Source organism: Parafrankia elaeagni (assembly GCF_000374165.1).
GTDB classification, from domain to species: domain Bacteria; phylum Actinomycetota; class Actinomycetes; order Frankiales; family Frankiaceae; genus Parafrankia; species Parafrankia elaeagni.
Map to the genome: position 1 here is coordinate 1 of NZ_KB893740.1, position 12,858 is coordinate 12,858.

A 12,858-nucleotide genomic window follows, 5' to 3' on the forward strand; every position below is an offset into this window, starting at 1 on the left:
GCCAGCGGCTTCGGGTCGACCGGCGTGCCGGTGGTGGTGGCGTCGACGGTGAGGCGGTGCAGGGCGACGAGGGCGTCGGCGGCCTGGGTGGCCCAGCACCAGGTCCCGGCCGGGGCGGTGTCGGTGATCGCCTGCAGTTCACGGAGCACATGGGCGACACACAGCTGGTGGGTGGCGGACGTGTAGGTGTCATACGCGGCCCAGGCGTCGTGGACCACGACCCCGGCGAAGCCGGTCAGCACCCCGAGGGCGTCGATCCCGCCGGTNCCGCGCTGGGGATGGCAGTCGATCAACGTGTACTTCCCGGTGCGGGCGCAGTGCACCCAGTGCAGTTTCCCGGCGACGCGGAGCCCGGTCTCGTCCGCGCCGACCACCTCGGCGCCGGCGAGCAGGTCGCGGAGGGCGGTCAGGAAACCGGTCAGGTCGGCGGCGGCCCGGGCGGTCATCGCCGCGACCGTGCCCGCGGACAGGGGGATCCCGACCAGCTCGGCCAGCGCGGTCGCGGTCCGGTCCTTCGACAGGAACTGGCCCGCGTACAGGTAGACCGCCGCCGCGGTCACCCGCGGCCCGTACTGGACCGGGGCATTCACCCCGTCCGGCGCCGCGGCCTTCGTCGGTGTCCCGCAGCCACAGACACGCTCCACCAGCTCATGCTCGGTGACGTGGGCGCGTAGTTCGGGCAGGTCGAACACCTGCCGGCGTTCGACCCGGGCCACCGGCCGGCCCGCGAGCGACGCCCCACAGCCCGAACACGGGCCCGGTTCGTGCCGCAGACGCACATCAGGTTCATCCGTCAGGCACAGCGTCGACCCGGGATGCCCAGCCTGCCCACCAGGGCGCCGACCGGTCTTCTTCCGCAACGACTTCGGGGGCGGCTTCGCCAGACCGTCCGAACTCGGTGGTTTCGCCGAGTTCCGCGAGGTCTTCGCGACCTGCGCCTCCAACTCCGCGATCCGTGCCAACGCCCGCGCGAGATCCGCCTGCAGGCTCACCACCAGCGCCGCGAGTTCGTCATACGACGGCACCGGCGGCGCGGGCGGATCATCGGACACACCCGGACCCTACGGGCCGATCAACCACGCCACACCAACACCCCAGGACCGCCAAGCCATCACAGCGTCCCAGCCCGCCGGGGAACGAAAAACAAACGATCTACGAGACCTGACCAGTTACCTCGTGGGGACGTGCGTGCCGCAGGTGCAGAGGACTGTGAAACTCAAGTGCCAGACCGATCCCCGCCTCCGCCAGTATGCGGGCGCAGCGGACGAGGCGTCCATGGATGACGGGCAGCATCAGCGCCATCGGTAGATCGGTCGACGGTGGGATGGAACGACCCATGGCGCGGACGCCGATACGCGCGGCGAAATCTGCCAACTGAGGGAGTGTGGCGAGATCTTCCTCGAAGGTCTGCTCGTCGGCCCTGAACTCGACGGGAAGGCGGGCGGCGCCCGCCGCGACGCCCGCCTCCGAGAGTAGGTCCCGAGTTCTGGACTCGCCGCCGGGATGAGCCTCCCGTAGGGGAACTTCGACAGCTGAGAACCCCGCCTGGCCGGCCAGGCGAACGCTTTCCGGCCAAGTGACCTGCTCACCCCCGGAAAGTGTTCCATGAAAAGAGATCAACACACCGTTTCCTGTCGTCCGGCTGTTCGCTGGGCAGCTGTGGAGTCCTGCCGGCAACGACACTAACTCCAGGTGAAGCGCTGGCGGGGAGAGCCGCACGGCGCCTTCCTGCCGCGTCACGACGGCAGGCTCCGGCCTGGTCGCGATCTGCCCGGTTATACCGGGGGAAGCCTTGGGGATCGAGTGCGGTGGTCGGGGTGGCGCGGACGCAGCCACAGCAGGGGCCGGTCGTAGCCGGGCAGGCGGAGCCCGGTGGCGTTTTCCCGGTCGCGCACCGCCGGAAGAGCCCCTCCTGCAGGGGCGGTGATCCGGGGGTGAAAACTGCCGACGATCCAGGATTGGACAGGCGTGGACGTCGGCCGGTGGCAGACGGGGATCGAGGAGGTCGAGGTGGCGACGGAGGGGGAGGGGGAGGACACACCCCTGGTCTGGTACGTCAGTTACGGGTCGAACCTGCGGTCGTCACGGCTGGCCTACTACCTGGGGGGTGGGACGATGCCGGGCACGACCCACGTCTACCCGGGTTGCCGTGACCGTCGTCCGCCGCGTGCCACCACGCCGCTCCTGCTGCCGGGATCGGTGTACTTCGCTCTGGAGTCGAAGGTCTGGGGCGGTGGGATGGCGTTCTACGACCCGGCGGTGCCCGGCCCGGCCGCGGCCCGCGCGTACCTGCTCAGCCGCCAGCAGTTCGTCGACGTCGCGGCGCAGGAGATGCACCGGGAACCCGGCGGCGATCTTGACCTGACCGCTCTGCTCGGGGCCGGCCGGGCCGTTCTCGGGCCTGGCCGGTACGAGACGGTGCTGCTCGTCGGCTACTGGGGCCCGGTGCCGTTGCTGACGTTCACCGCCCCGTGGGGGCTGGCCGACGTCGCTCCCACCGCTCCTTCCGGGGCGTATCTGGACATGCTGGCGTCCGGGCTGCGGGAGGGAAACGGCTGGTCGGCGGCGCGGATCGCCGCCTACCTGGCCGGGCTGCCCGGCGCTCACGGCGTCTGGCAGCCCGACGAGATCGCCGGACGTCTCACCGCCGTGGACATGACTGAACCTGCCGGCTGACTGAACCTGCCGGCTGACTGAACCTGCCGGCTGACCGAACCTGCCGGCTGACCGACCCGCCGGCCCTGGCCGAACAGCTCCGGACGCCGCTGTCAGAATGTCACCGTCACACCGACAATCCGTGGCAGACCCGATCGAGGTTGGTTCATCTTCCTGTGATCCTCAACGAGGCACGGCTCGTCACCGCCCTGCCCGCCTACGAGCTGGGTTCCCAGCTGGGCCGGGGGGCGTTCGGCGTGGTCCTGGCCGGCCGGCACCGTGAGCTGGGGCGGGACGTGGCCATCAAGGTCCTGCCGATCGGCCAGGGACCGACGGCCGAGGCCCGGCTGCTCGCGCTTCTCGACCATCCGCACGTCGTGCGGGTCTTCGACGCCGTCACCGTGGACGATCTCCACCTGATCGTGATGGAACTGCTGCCCGGCGGAACGCTCACCAAACGTGCGGCGGGCATCTCCACCGAGGCCGTGTGCGCGGTCGGGCTGGCGGTGGCCGCCGCGCTGGCGTGCGCCCACCAGAACGGGGTGCTGCACCGCGACATCAAGCCGGAGAACATCCTGTTCGACCGGGCCGGGCTGCTGAAGGTCACCGACTTCGGCATCGCGAAGCTCGTGGAGGGCGCGGCGGCCGACGCGAGCGCGAGCGCCATCATCGGCACCCCCCGCTACATGGCACCGGAACAGCTGCTGGCGGGGCGGCTCAGCGCCGCGACCGACCTCTACTCCCTCGCGACGATGCTGTACGAGCTCTTCACCGGGAAACCGCCGTACGGCGTGGGCCTTCCGGCGCCGTCCCTCATCGCCCATCACCTGAACGTTCCGCCGCCCCCGCCGGCCGGGGTCCCCGCCCGGATCTCCCAGGTGCTGATGCGCGCACTCGCGAAGGAGCCGGCCGCGCGACAGCCGTCGGCCCATGCCTTCGCGATGGAGTTGGCCCACGCGGCGGTCGTCGAGCTCGGTCCGGGCTGGCTCGCCCGCGGGGGAACAGCGGCGCGCCTGGACGACGACGTCCGCGCGGCCGCCGACGGCCATCCCCACCCGACCCGGTCGGCGCAGGCCCCACACTTCCCGGCGCCCATGCCGTACCCGTACCCGCAGCCGTACCCGCATCCGCAGCAGCACCCGGCCTCGCCTCCAGGGCCTTACCCCAACCCCAACCAGGCCTCGCTCCAGCATCCCTACCAGGCGCCGCCCCCGAACGGCCCGGCGGGGCAGGGCGCCGGCGGGCGCCGACCGGCCGGGGGCCGGCACCCGGGCCGCAGCGCCGTCACCAGCCTCGGGACTGTGCTTGTCGCCGGCCTTGCGACTGTGCTTGTCGCCGGGGTGGTGGGCCTCCTGCTAGTCCTCCTGCAGGGCGGTGGCGACAGCGGCCGGAGGTCCGCCGCGGGCGGCGCCGGGCCGACCGCGGTGCCGTCCACCGACGGGCCGCTGGCGCGGGTCGGTTCCCGCGAGGCCCCTGAGCTGCTGAGTACGCCGCTGGCCGCGCACACCGCGGCTGTCTGGACGGTGAAGATCGCGCCCCGCGGCGACCTGATGGCCACCGGTGGCGACGACCAGGTCGTCCTGCTGTGGGACGTCTCCGATCCGACCTCGCCCCGCGACCTCGGGACAAGGGCGATCACCCACCTCGGGCGGGTCGAGGATGTCGCCTTCGCGCCGGACGGCCGTACCCTCGCCGTCGCGGGCGAGGAGACCCTGCGGCTGTGGGACATCAGCAACCCCGTCGCTCCCCGCGCCTTCGGTGAGCCGTTGACCGGCTACGACGGCCTCATGTACTCCGTCGCCTTCGCGCCGGACGGCCGCCGGCTCGTCGCCGCCGGCAGCGGGCAGGCAATGATCCTCTGGGACGTCGCCGACCGCGCCAGGCCCCGGCTGCTGACCCGTGTCGACGGGAACACGGCGGCGGTGGCGTTCGCCCCGGACGGCCGGACCGTGGCCAGCGGCGACGGTCCGCGGGCGGTCCTGTGGGACGTCACCACGGAGAGCTCCGCCCGCGAGACGGCCGAGCTGCCGTCCGTCGCCGCCGGCTGGGTCTATGCCATCGCCTTCTCCCCGGACGGCCGTACCGTGGCCACCGCCGGCGACGCCGACACGGTCCAACTGTGGGACATCACCAGGCCCGTGGAGCCCAGGCGGCTCGGCGCGCCGCTGGCCGACCACACCGCGACCGTCCCCGCCGCGGCCTTCTCGCCGGACGGGCGCACGTTGGCGACGGGCAGCGACGACGGCAGGGTGCTGCTGTGGGACGTCACCGACCAGGCGGCTCCCCGCCGGCTGGGAGAGCCGCTGACGAGCCAGTCCGGCTTCTCGTCGGTCGCCTTCTCCCCGGACGGGCACATGCTGGTCACCGCCGGTGGTGACCAGCTGGTCCGGCTGTGGGGCCTCGGCTGAGCGGCGCCGCCGTGGTCCGCTTCCCGCCTGAACCACGGTGGCGGCTGGCCGTACGAGTTCGACGTCAGTGGACGTTCCCGGTGGTGGGGTGGCCGCCGGGGCCGTTCCAGTCGACCAGCTGGACGATGACGCCGTTGGGGTCGCGGACCTGGAAGGCGCGCTCTCCCCATTCGAGGTCTCCACGCTGCGCCCTCCACTGGGACGCGGCCTCCACCCCCGACGGTGACGACACGCGGTGGTGGGCCCGCGTCGGCCCCCTGCTGGCCCGCGTGCTGGACGAGCAGCGCTACCCGCGCGCGACCCGGGTCGGCACGGCCGCCGGCCAGGCACACGGCAGCGCCCACAATCCCGACCACGCGTACCGCTTCGGCCTCGCCCGCCTGCTCGACGGCCTGGCGCCCCTCATCGAACGCCCCTGACACCCGCCGGGCCCGCCGCACCCGCCGCGGTACGCCCGGTCGATCGGTCCATGTGCACGACGAACTCGTCACCGTCGGCTCCCAGGACGCGAAGCGCACTCCTGGTTGCTGGAGTGTTGCTTAGCGACACCGAATGTTGGGGAAGGTTTTGGCTCATTACGTCAACCTGATCGCGGTGGTGGCGCTCTAAGGAGGTGGTAACCGTCGAAAGGGATGCCAGGTCGTCTCGGTGCGTGCCATCGCCCGGCCAGCGTCCACCAGAGCAGGAGACGTGAATGGCGGATTGTCCTGATGGCCCCAGTGCGCTGGGGTTGGCGTCCACGCTCGGGGGTGCTCCCGCGTAGTCCGTCGACCGGCGGCTTCCCGGATGTCGCGTGGCCAGGGGGTGCCGCGCCGCCGGAGCCAGTGACTGTTGGTCCGGCCGACGGCGGCGCAGTCGCGCGCCGTCGGCCGACAGTCGGCCTGGCGCGCCCAGTGGGCAGCGGACCGCCTCACGGCGGGCCGCGGTCCCGTCGACGTGTACACGGTGGTACTGGGCGGCGCGGCCCAATCGAGGGGGGCACTCGATGGACGAGGCGTCCTATCAGTCGTTCGAGGGTTTCGTCGTCTCCTCGGGCGACCGTCTGCTGAGGACGGCCATTCTTCTGACCGGTAACCGCCACGCGGCCGAGGACCTGTTGCAGGGTGCCCTGGAACGCACCTACCGGCGCTGGGAGGCAGAGAAGATCATTCTTCCGGAGGCCTACGTCCGCCGGGTGATGGTGAATGCGGCATCGCGCTGGCGGCGGGCGAGACAGATCCGAGAGGAGTCGTTGGACGCGGCGGCCGAACGGGTCGGCGTGGAGGGAGTTCCGGACCTGGCGCTGCGGGACCAGGTGCTGAGGGCGCTGCAGGAACTTCCGAAACGACAACGTGCCGTAGTCGTCCTGCGTTATTTCGACGATCTGCCGGAAGCGGCGGTGGCTGAGATTCTCGGTTGCAGCGTCGGCTCGGTGAAGTCCCACGCGTCGCGGGCGCTTGCCCGGCTGCGTCTGAGTCAGCATCTGGGGGATGTCCGCATCCAAAGCGAGAGGAGGCGTTGATGCCTGCCGACGGCGTTTACCCCGACTCCGACTCCGACATGGGCCCTGGCCCCGGGCCGGGGGCCGGAACAACCCCCGCGTCTGATCCGGACTTCGAGCAGACGCTGCGCCAGCTGCTCGACCGGGCCACCCGATCCGTCGTGGCTCCGGCAGGCCTGGCCGCCAGAGTCCGCGCGTCGGAGCTGCCGCGTCGCCAGGGGCGGCGCAGGGCGCTCGTGATCGGAGCGGCGGCGCTCGCCGCGAGTTCGGTGATCCTCGGCGGCCTGGCCGTCGAGGGTCATCTCGCTCCTGGCGACGGGCTGAGCATCATCACATCGACGGACGGCGGGCCGTTCTCCAGGCTGGCCACCGGCGCGCCCGCGAACCCGGGCAGCCCCCCGGCGGCCCTGGCGCCCTCGTCGCCGGGTGCCTCCGCGCCGTCGGCCACGAGCACGCCTGTGTATCCAGGCATTCCGTCGACCGGGGCGACGAGCTTCTCGTCAGCAGCCCCTGTACTGCCGGACCAGGCCACCATCGACCAGATCACTCTTGCATTCACCGAGGCGTTCGACTCGGACGGTAATATCGATGACGGGCTGGCCTATGTCCAGAATGGCTTGGAATACCACGACATGACGGTGAGGTTCAGGCAGCGCTATCCAGGTGTCGCCGGCAGCCTCAAGGCCAGACTCGAGGGCATCACGATGAACACCGACCACGAGGCCAGCGCGACCATCGTCCTCACCCACAACGATCCCGTACTCGGCGAGCAGTGGGGGTACGAGATCAGGCGGCCGGTGAAAGCCGTCCGGGGCAACGGGCGCTGGCTGGTGAGCTCTTCCACCTATTCCTTCCTCGTCGGAACCGCCTGAGGGTTTATTCTCAACGGTCGGCCGGCTGCCTGGTTGGAACGTTCGTGCCAGGTGTCGTGTCCCGCCGCGGATCCAGCGTGACGCCAACGGCTGGGGGCGAGGCCGTAGGCCTGGCGGAAACGCCGTGCGAAGTAGGCCGGGCTGCCGAAACCCCAGGAGCGGGCAATGGCCTCAATGGTGCGATGGGCGTGCTCGGGTGCGATCAGGTCGTCGCGGGTGCCTTCGAGACGTTTGCGGATCACCCATTGTTCAATGGCTGAACCGCCATCCTCGCACAGTCGGTAGAGGGTACGCAGGGAGATGCCGTGCGCGTGGGCGGTGCGGGCAGGGGTGAGGCCCGGGTCCTTCAGATGGGCGCGGCTGTAGGCAAGGACCCGGACGAGGAGGGTTTCCTCGGCAATGGTCCGGCGGGTCCGGCGGGTCCGGCGGTCGGCGGCGGTCGTGGAGTTCCCGGGCCGCTCCCATCTGCTGCCCGCGCAGGAAGGTTGGGAGGAGGTCGCCGACCACGCACTCGCCTGGGCTCTCGACCATTCCTGAGGCCGCGGGACGTCCCAGGCCGGGCTCGCCGCCCGGCGCGGTATCGGCGCAGGCGGCGGGGCCGGAGCGCGCGGACCCGTCCGGAATATGCGATCCTGCCGGGCATGACCACGAAACCGGGGCCGAACACGTCGACCGGATCGGTCACCGCCCTGCGGATCTGTCCGCTGTGCGAGGCGACCTGCGGGTTGGAACTGCGGATCTCGGACGGGCGGGTCGCATCAGCCCGCGGCGACACGAAGCATGTCTTCAGCCGCGGTTTCATCTGTCCTAAAGGCGCGTCGTTGCCGGCGCTGCTCAATGACCCCGACCGGCTGCGTCGCCCGCTGCTGCGTGACCGGGCGACCGGCGAGCACCGCGAGGTGAGCTGGGACGAGGCTTTCGCCGCCGTCCGGGCTGGGCTGGGCCGGGTGGTCGGCGGCCACGGCCCGGCCGCGGTCGGGCTCTATTTCGGTAATCCGAACGCGCACACGATGGCCGGTGCCCAGCACCGGCCATCGCTCATCCGCGCGTTGCGGACCAGGGCCCTGTTCAGCGCCTCGACGGTGGACCAGATGCCGATGCATGTCGCGTGCGGGCTGGTTTTCGGCCATCCGTCCCTGATCCCGGTGCCGGACCTTGACCGCACCGGCCATCTGCTGATTCTCGGGGCGAATCCGGCCGTCTCCAACGGCAGCCTGTGCACGGCGCCGGATTTCCCGGGCCGGCTCGCCGCGATCCGGGCGCGGGGCGGGAAGGTCGTCGTGGTGGACCCGCGGCGGACCCGCACCGCGGAGCTCGCCGACGAGCACCTGCCGATCCGGCCCGGTTCGGATGCGCTGTGGCTGCTCGCGCTCGTTCACGTGCTCGCCGCGGAGGGGCTCGTCCGGCCCGGCCGGCTGGCGGACCATGTGACGGGGCTGCGCCAGGTGCTCGACCTCGCGGGCCCGTTCACGCCGGAGGCGGTCGAGGCCCGATGCGGCATCCCCGCCGAGACGACCCGGCGCACCGCCCGGGAACTGGCCGCGGCGCCGCAGGCCGCGGTCTACGGCCGGATGGGCACCACGACGGTCGAGTTCGGCGGGCTCACGAGCTGGCTGACGATCGTCCTGAACGTGCTCACCGGCAACCTGGACGCGCCGGGCGGGATGATGTTCGGCCGGGGTGCGCACGGCCGCGCGGACAGGGTGCCGGCCGGTCAGCGGGGCGTGGGCCGTGGCTGGGGCATCGGGCGCTGGCACACCCGGGTGCGCCGGCTGCCCGAGGTGATGGGCGAGCTCCCGTCCGCCGCGCTCGCCGAGGAGATCGATACACCGGGTGAGGGCCAGCTGCGGGCGTTGTTCACCGTGGCGGGGAACCCGGCGCTGTCCACGCCCGACTCCGCCCGGCTCGCCGCGGCGCTGGCGCAGCTGGACTTCATGGTGAGCGTCGACCCGTACCTCAACGAGACGTCCCGGCATGCCGATGTGGTGCTTCCGCCCACCGACGCGGCCAGGGTCGGGCACTACGACTTCAGCCTCGGCGCACTGGCTGTCCGGACGGTGGCGACCTACTCGCCCCCGGTGCTGCCGCCCGATCCCGGCGGGATGGCCGAGCACGACATCATGGCCCGCCTGACCCTCGTCGCCCGCACGCTCGACGCCTCGCCCACCGAAGATCCTGCCGCGCCTGCCGGGTCTGCCGCGCCTGCCGGGTCTGGCGGGTCTGCCGTCGTGCCGAGCACGGACGAGGTCGAGGCCTTCCACGAGAGCCTGGTCGTGGACGCCCTGCGCCGCGCGACCAGCGACGCCGGCTCGCCCGTCCGCGGGCGGGACGTCGCCGAACTGCGCGCTCTCGTCGACGGGGAGACCGTCCCGGAACGCCTGCTGGACGTGGCCCTGCGCACGGGGCACTTCGGCGACGCGTTCGGGGCCCGGCCGGACGGCCTGCGGCTGGCCACCCTGCTGGCGAACCCGCACGGAATCGACCTCGGCCCGCTCGAACCGCGGATCCCGACCCTGCTGCGGACCGCCAGCGGCACCGTCGAGCTGTGCCCCGAGCCCGTCCTGGCCGAGCTCGCCCGGCTGCGTGCCACCCTCGACCGGGCGGACGCGCCGGACGAGGCCGAGCTCGCCCTGATCGGGCGGCGCCACCTGCGGACGAACAACAGCTGGATGCACAACGTCCCGGCGCTGGCCAGGGGCCGGAACCGCTGCACCCTGCTGATCAGCCCGCAGGACGCGGCCCGCCGCGGGGTGCGTGACGGCGGATCCGCGCGGATCACGTCCGCCGCCGGCTCGCTGGACGTCGCGGTGCAGGTCAGCGACGAGATGATGGCCGGGGTGGTGTGCCTCCCGCACGGCTGGGGCCACGGCCTGGACGGCACCCGGATGTCGGTCGCGGCGGACCACGCGGGCGTGAACACGAACATCCTGACCGACGGCTCGCGGGTCGACCTGCTCTCCGGTAACGCCGTGCTCAACGGCATTCCGGTGCGGGTCGTCCCGGCGGACTGAGGCCGCGGGCGGTGACCGGCACGCACATCGGACGGGCGGCGTCCGCAGGGCGTCCCGAGGGCACGGGCGGAGCTCCGTCCGACGGCGGGACGATCCTGATCCTGACGCTCGGCTACCTGATGCTGGCGGCGATGCTCGCCGTGGTCGTCACCGATGTCTCGGTGGTCTACCTGGCGCGCCGGTCGGTGGCGTCGGCGGCTGACGGCGCGGCGCTGGCCGCCGTCCAGCGCATCGACGAGAACGCGATCTACACCGCGGGGGAGGACTACACCGCGCTGCCGCTGGCTGACATCGAGGACACGGTCGCGGACTACGAGACCCGGGCGGATCCGTCCGGCCGCACCGCACTTGCCGCCGACCTCGTCGACGAGGCCACGGTGCGGGTCGAGGGCAGCCGGGTGGTGAAGCTGCCCGTGGTGGGCTTCCTGGGTGTCGGTCCGATCACCGTGCGGGCGGGCGCCCAGGCACAGGCCCGGGTCAGACTCCCCACCGAACCCTGACGCGCGCCCGGAGCGCTGACGCCGGGCGCGGTCCTGGTCGACGGTCAGAGTTCGTCGACGCCGCCCTGCCAGGAGGCGCGTGCCCGCCGAGGGGCGGGAACAGTGCTCATCCCGCTGGATCGGGGCATCGCCGCGAAGTCGGCGGTGCCAGCGGCGGTGTCAGCGGTGCCGGCGGCGGTGTCAGCGGCATCGGCGGCACGGCTGCTGCCCGGCGGCAGGGGCTCGGGGGCGGCGATCCAGCCCGCGGTGACCGCGACCAGGTCGTCGAAGCCGTGGCCGGTGCGGATCTCGGCGAGGTCGGAGACATCCCGCACGAGACGGGCCACCCACTCGGCCGGACGGCGCGCGGCGAGCGTGACCGCCTCGGAGGCGTGCTCGATCGCCTCGTCGCGGTCGGGGAACGCCCGGGCGATGGCGGCGCGTGACTGCGCCATCCGCACCGAGACGATCATGCCGGTCTGCCCGCTGCGCGCGATGAGTGATGCTGCCCGCTCGAGGTACGGAGTCGCCTCGTCGGCGGCGCCGACGGTGGTGAGCGCCTCCGCGCAGGCGAGGGCGAGATCGGCCGGGGAATAGGTGTCCAGGCTGAAACCGGGGCGGCCGTGCGCCTCCTCGCCGAGCTCCGCCATGGTCGCCCAGGCGCGGGCGACCGCGTCCCGGACACCGGCGGCGTCACCGGCGGCCGCGCAGGCACTGCTCGCGACCTTGCCGGAGATCAGCGCCCGGGTGGGGCTGCGGCCGGCGATCCGCGCTGCCGAGCCGGCGATCTGCAGGGCTACCGCCGGGCTGTGCGGGCGCACCACCCGGGCCCGCAGCGCCAGCGCCCGGGCAGCCAGCGGGCCGTCTCCGGCCGCACGGGCCAGGGAGGCGGCGCGGTCGGCCCGGCTCGCGGCCCTGGCATGCTGGCCCCGGTCGTAGGCGGTGGCCGCGGCGGCGGTGGTCACCGCGGCGTGCAGCCACATCCAGTCGATGGCTGGACGTCCCCGCAGGCGGTACTGCTGCGGGATGGTCTTCGTGGTCTCTTCCAGTGGTTCGAGGGCCGTGGCAGTGACAGCCAGGTCGACGGTCTCGTAGTTGGCGACCGCGGCGCGCAACGAGGCCAGGCAGGCGTCGTGCAGGCCCGCCGCCGTGTCGTGGGCCGCTGTCCCGGTGCTTTTCGCTGTCATCGGGACCACGTGACCGATGCCGTGACCGATACCGCCTGCGGGAAAGCCGACAGGCGCGGCAGACCCGGGCCGGGACGGCGCTGCCTGGAGAAATGACACTCCTGACATTCGCAAACAGTTCGTCCGGGCCTGGCCGGGTATCCACCGGCCACCGGTTGCCGGCTGTTGCGGGTGCGCATATCCGCTGACCTCACGTCTGTTGCTGGTGCTGTGTCGTCTGCCGCGGTGCCGTTGTCCGCCGCCGCGGTGCTGGCCATGGCGGGGTGACAACGACGCCGAACACCGGCGGTGGGCCCGCCAGCGCGATGTCGTGGTCCGTGTGCGTCGAACAGCAGGGCGAACCTGTGGACGGCATCAGCGACGATGCCGGGCCCGATCGGGCGGCCGCGGTGCCGCCAGGGCGTCATTGCCCGGAGCTGGTGCGCAGAAGCCCACCAGACAAAGGCACCTGCGTCAGTGCAGGCTCGCCGCGGTGCGGGCCTCCGCCAGGACAGCCACGGCGACCCGGACCCGGGGACGTCCTCGTCCCTGGGCACGAACTCCGCCGTGCCGTGCGGCGCCCGCGGCCGACCGGAAGGCCACCCGAACGATTCGGGCCGCCCGCCGAGCCGAATCGAAGGCTCCGCGTCTCACCACTTGGCGTCTCACCACTCCGCGACGGAAACGACGATATCGCTTCCGGCCGCCTCGGGAGCAGCTCGGGTGCGGGGCGTGATGTGGAACGCACCTCGCCGGATGTCTCCCGCGAAACATCCCATGCCATTTC

The 12,858-nt window shown here is 72.4% G+C and carries 11 protein-coding genes and 2 pseudogenes; 8 read left to right on the top strand and 5 right to left on the bottom strand.

The features are described from left to right. Together tnpC and B207_RS37070 are read right to left on the bottom strand one after the other, a co-directional pair. Positions 1-1,052: IS66 family transposase (gene tnpC, locus B207_RS0121375; RefSeq protein WP_018638638.1), on the bottom strand; the 1,052-nt coding region annotated here is incomplete at its 3' end. Positions 1,053-1,152: 100 nt separating this feature from the next. After that, complete coding sequence (locus tag B207_RS37070; protein WP_018638639.1) at positions 1,153-1,623, bottom strand: sugar phosphate isomerase/epimerase family protein; 471 nt, start codon at positions 1,621-1,623, stop codon at positions 1,153-1,155. 345 nt (positions 1,624-1,968) lie between these two features. On the opposite strand from B207_RS37070, the gene B207_RS0121385 reads away from it, so the two are divergent. Beyond that, positions 1,969-2,676 (top strand): hypothetical protein, encoded by a 708-nt coding sequence (locus B207_RS0121385; RefSeq protein ID WP_018638640.1) that lies wholly within the window; start codon positions 1,969-1,971, stop codon positions 2,674-2,676. A 155-nt stretch (positions 2,677-2,831) separates the two neighbouring features. Continuing rightward, positions 2,832-5,063 carry a WD40 repeat domain-containing serine/threonine protein kinase gene (locus B207_RS0121390; protein ID WP_018638641.1) on the top strand — a complete coding sequence of 744 codons (2,232 nt, stop codon included), beginning with the start codon at positions 2,832-2,834 and terminating at the stop codon, positions 5,061-5,063. A gap of 64 nt (positions 5,064-5,127) precedes the next feature. On the opposite strand, the pseudogene B207_RS42950 reads toward B207_RS0121390, so the two are convergent. Next, positions 5,128-5,235: pseudogene (locus B207_RS42950) on the bottom strand (VOC family protein); the annotation flags it as partial. 55 nt (positions 5,236-5,290) lie between these two features. Between B207_RS42950 and B207_RS38655 the strand changes: the two are divergent. The 3 genes and pseudogenes from B207_RS38655 to B207_RS0121410 all read left to right on the top strand — a co-directional run. Further along, a pseudogene (locus B207_RS38655) lies at positions 5,291-5,482 on the top strand (TetR/AcrR family transcriptional regulator); the annotation flags it as partial. A 566-nt stretch (positions 5,483-6,048) separates the two neighbouring features. Further along, complete coding sequence (locus B207_RS0121405) at positions 6,049-6,564, top strand: SigE family RNA polymerase sigma factor (protein ID WP_018638644.1); 516 nt, start codon at positions 6,049-6,051, stop codon at positions 6,562-6,564. Beyond that, positions 6,564-7,415, top strand: a complete 852-nt coding sequence (locus B207_RS0121410; protein ID WP_026311294.1) for a RodZ family helix-turn-helix domain-containing protein — start codon at positions 6,564-6,566, stop codon at positions 7,413-7,415. The genes B207_RS0121405 and B207_RS0121410 overlap by 1 nt, the downstream gene beginning before the upstream one ends. Here B207_RS0121410 and B207_RS42955 read toward each other — a convergent pair. Continuing rightward, the gene (locus B207_RS42955) at positions 7,388-7,816 is read right to left on the bottom strand and encodes a helix-turn-helix domain-containing protein (RefSeq protein WP_407671447.1); all 429 of its coding nucleotides are present in this window, start codon (positions 7,814-7,816) and stop codon (positions 7,388-7,390) included. The genes B207_RS0121410 and B207_RS42955 overlap by 28 nt on opposite strands. Here B207_RS42955 and B207_RS41735 point away from each other — a divergent pair. The 3 genes from B207_RS41735 (at position 7,815) to B207_RS0121425 (ending at position 10,926) form a co-directional block, all read left to right on the top strand. Then, a complete protein-coding gene (locus B207_RS41735; RefSeq protein WP_018638645.1) occupies positions 7,815-7,952 on the top strand; it encodes a hypothetical protein in 138 nt (45 codons plus the stop codon). The two genes, B207_RS42955 and B207_RS41735, sit on opposite strands and share 2 nt — an antisense overlap. Positions 7,953-8,056: 104 nt before the next feature. Then, positions 8,057-10,426 (top strand): molybdopterin-dependent oxidoreductase, encoded by a 2,370-nt coding sequence (locus B207_RS0121420; RefSeq protein WP_018638646.1) that lies wholly within the window; start codon positions 8,057-8,059, stop codon positions 10,424-10,426. An 11-nt stretch (positions 10,427-10,437) separates the two neighbouring features. Further along, positions 10,438-10,926, top strand: coding sequence for a pilus assembly protein TadG-related protein (locus tag B207_RS0121425; protein ID WP_018638647.1), 489 nt, complete (start codon positions 10,438-10,440; stop codon positions 10,924-10,926). Positions 10,927-10,970: 44 nt separating this feature from the next. Here the strand turns inward: B207_RS0121425 and B207_RS0121430 are convergent, their stop codons facing one another. Beyond that, positions 10,971-12,092, bottom strand: coding sequence for a hypothetical protein (locus B207_RS0121430; protein ID WP_018638648.1), 1,122 nt, complete (start codon positions 12,090-12,092; stop codon positions 10,971-10,973). Between the last annotated feature and the right edge of the window lie 766 nt (positions 12,093-12,858).

Bases quoted from the DNA above. Each gene is read 5' to 3' on its own strand.
- B207_RS0121420 (WP_018638646.1), top strand. From the start codon at position 8,057: ATGACCACGAAACCGGGGCCGAACACGTCGACCGGATCGGTCACCGCC.
- B207_RS41735 (WP_018638645.1), top strand. From the start codon at position 7,815: ATGGTCCGGCGGGTCCGGCGGGTCCGGCGGTCGGCGGCGGTCGTGGAG.
- B207_RS0121405 (WP_018638644.1), top strand. From the start codon at position 6,049: ATGGACGAGGCGTCCTATCAGTCGTTCGAGGGTTTCGTCGTCTCCTCG.
- B207_RS0121430 (WP_018638648.1), bottom strand. From the start codon at position 12,092: ATGACAGCGAAAAGCACCGGGACAGCGGCCCACGACACGGCGGCGGGC.
- B207_RS0121410 (WP_026311294.1), top strand. From the start codon at position 6,564: ATGCCTGCCGACGGCGTTTACCCCGACTCCGACTCCGACATGGGCCCT.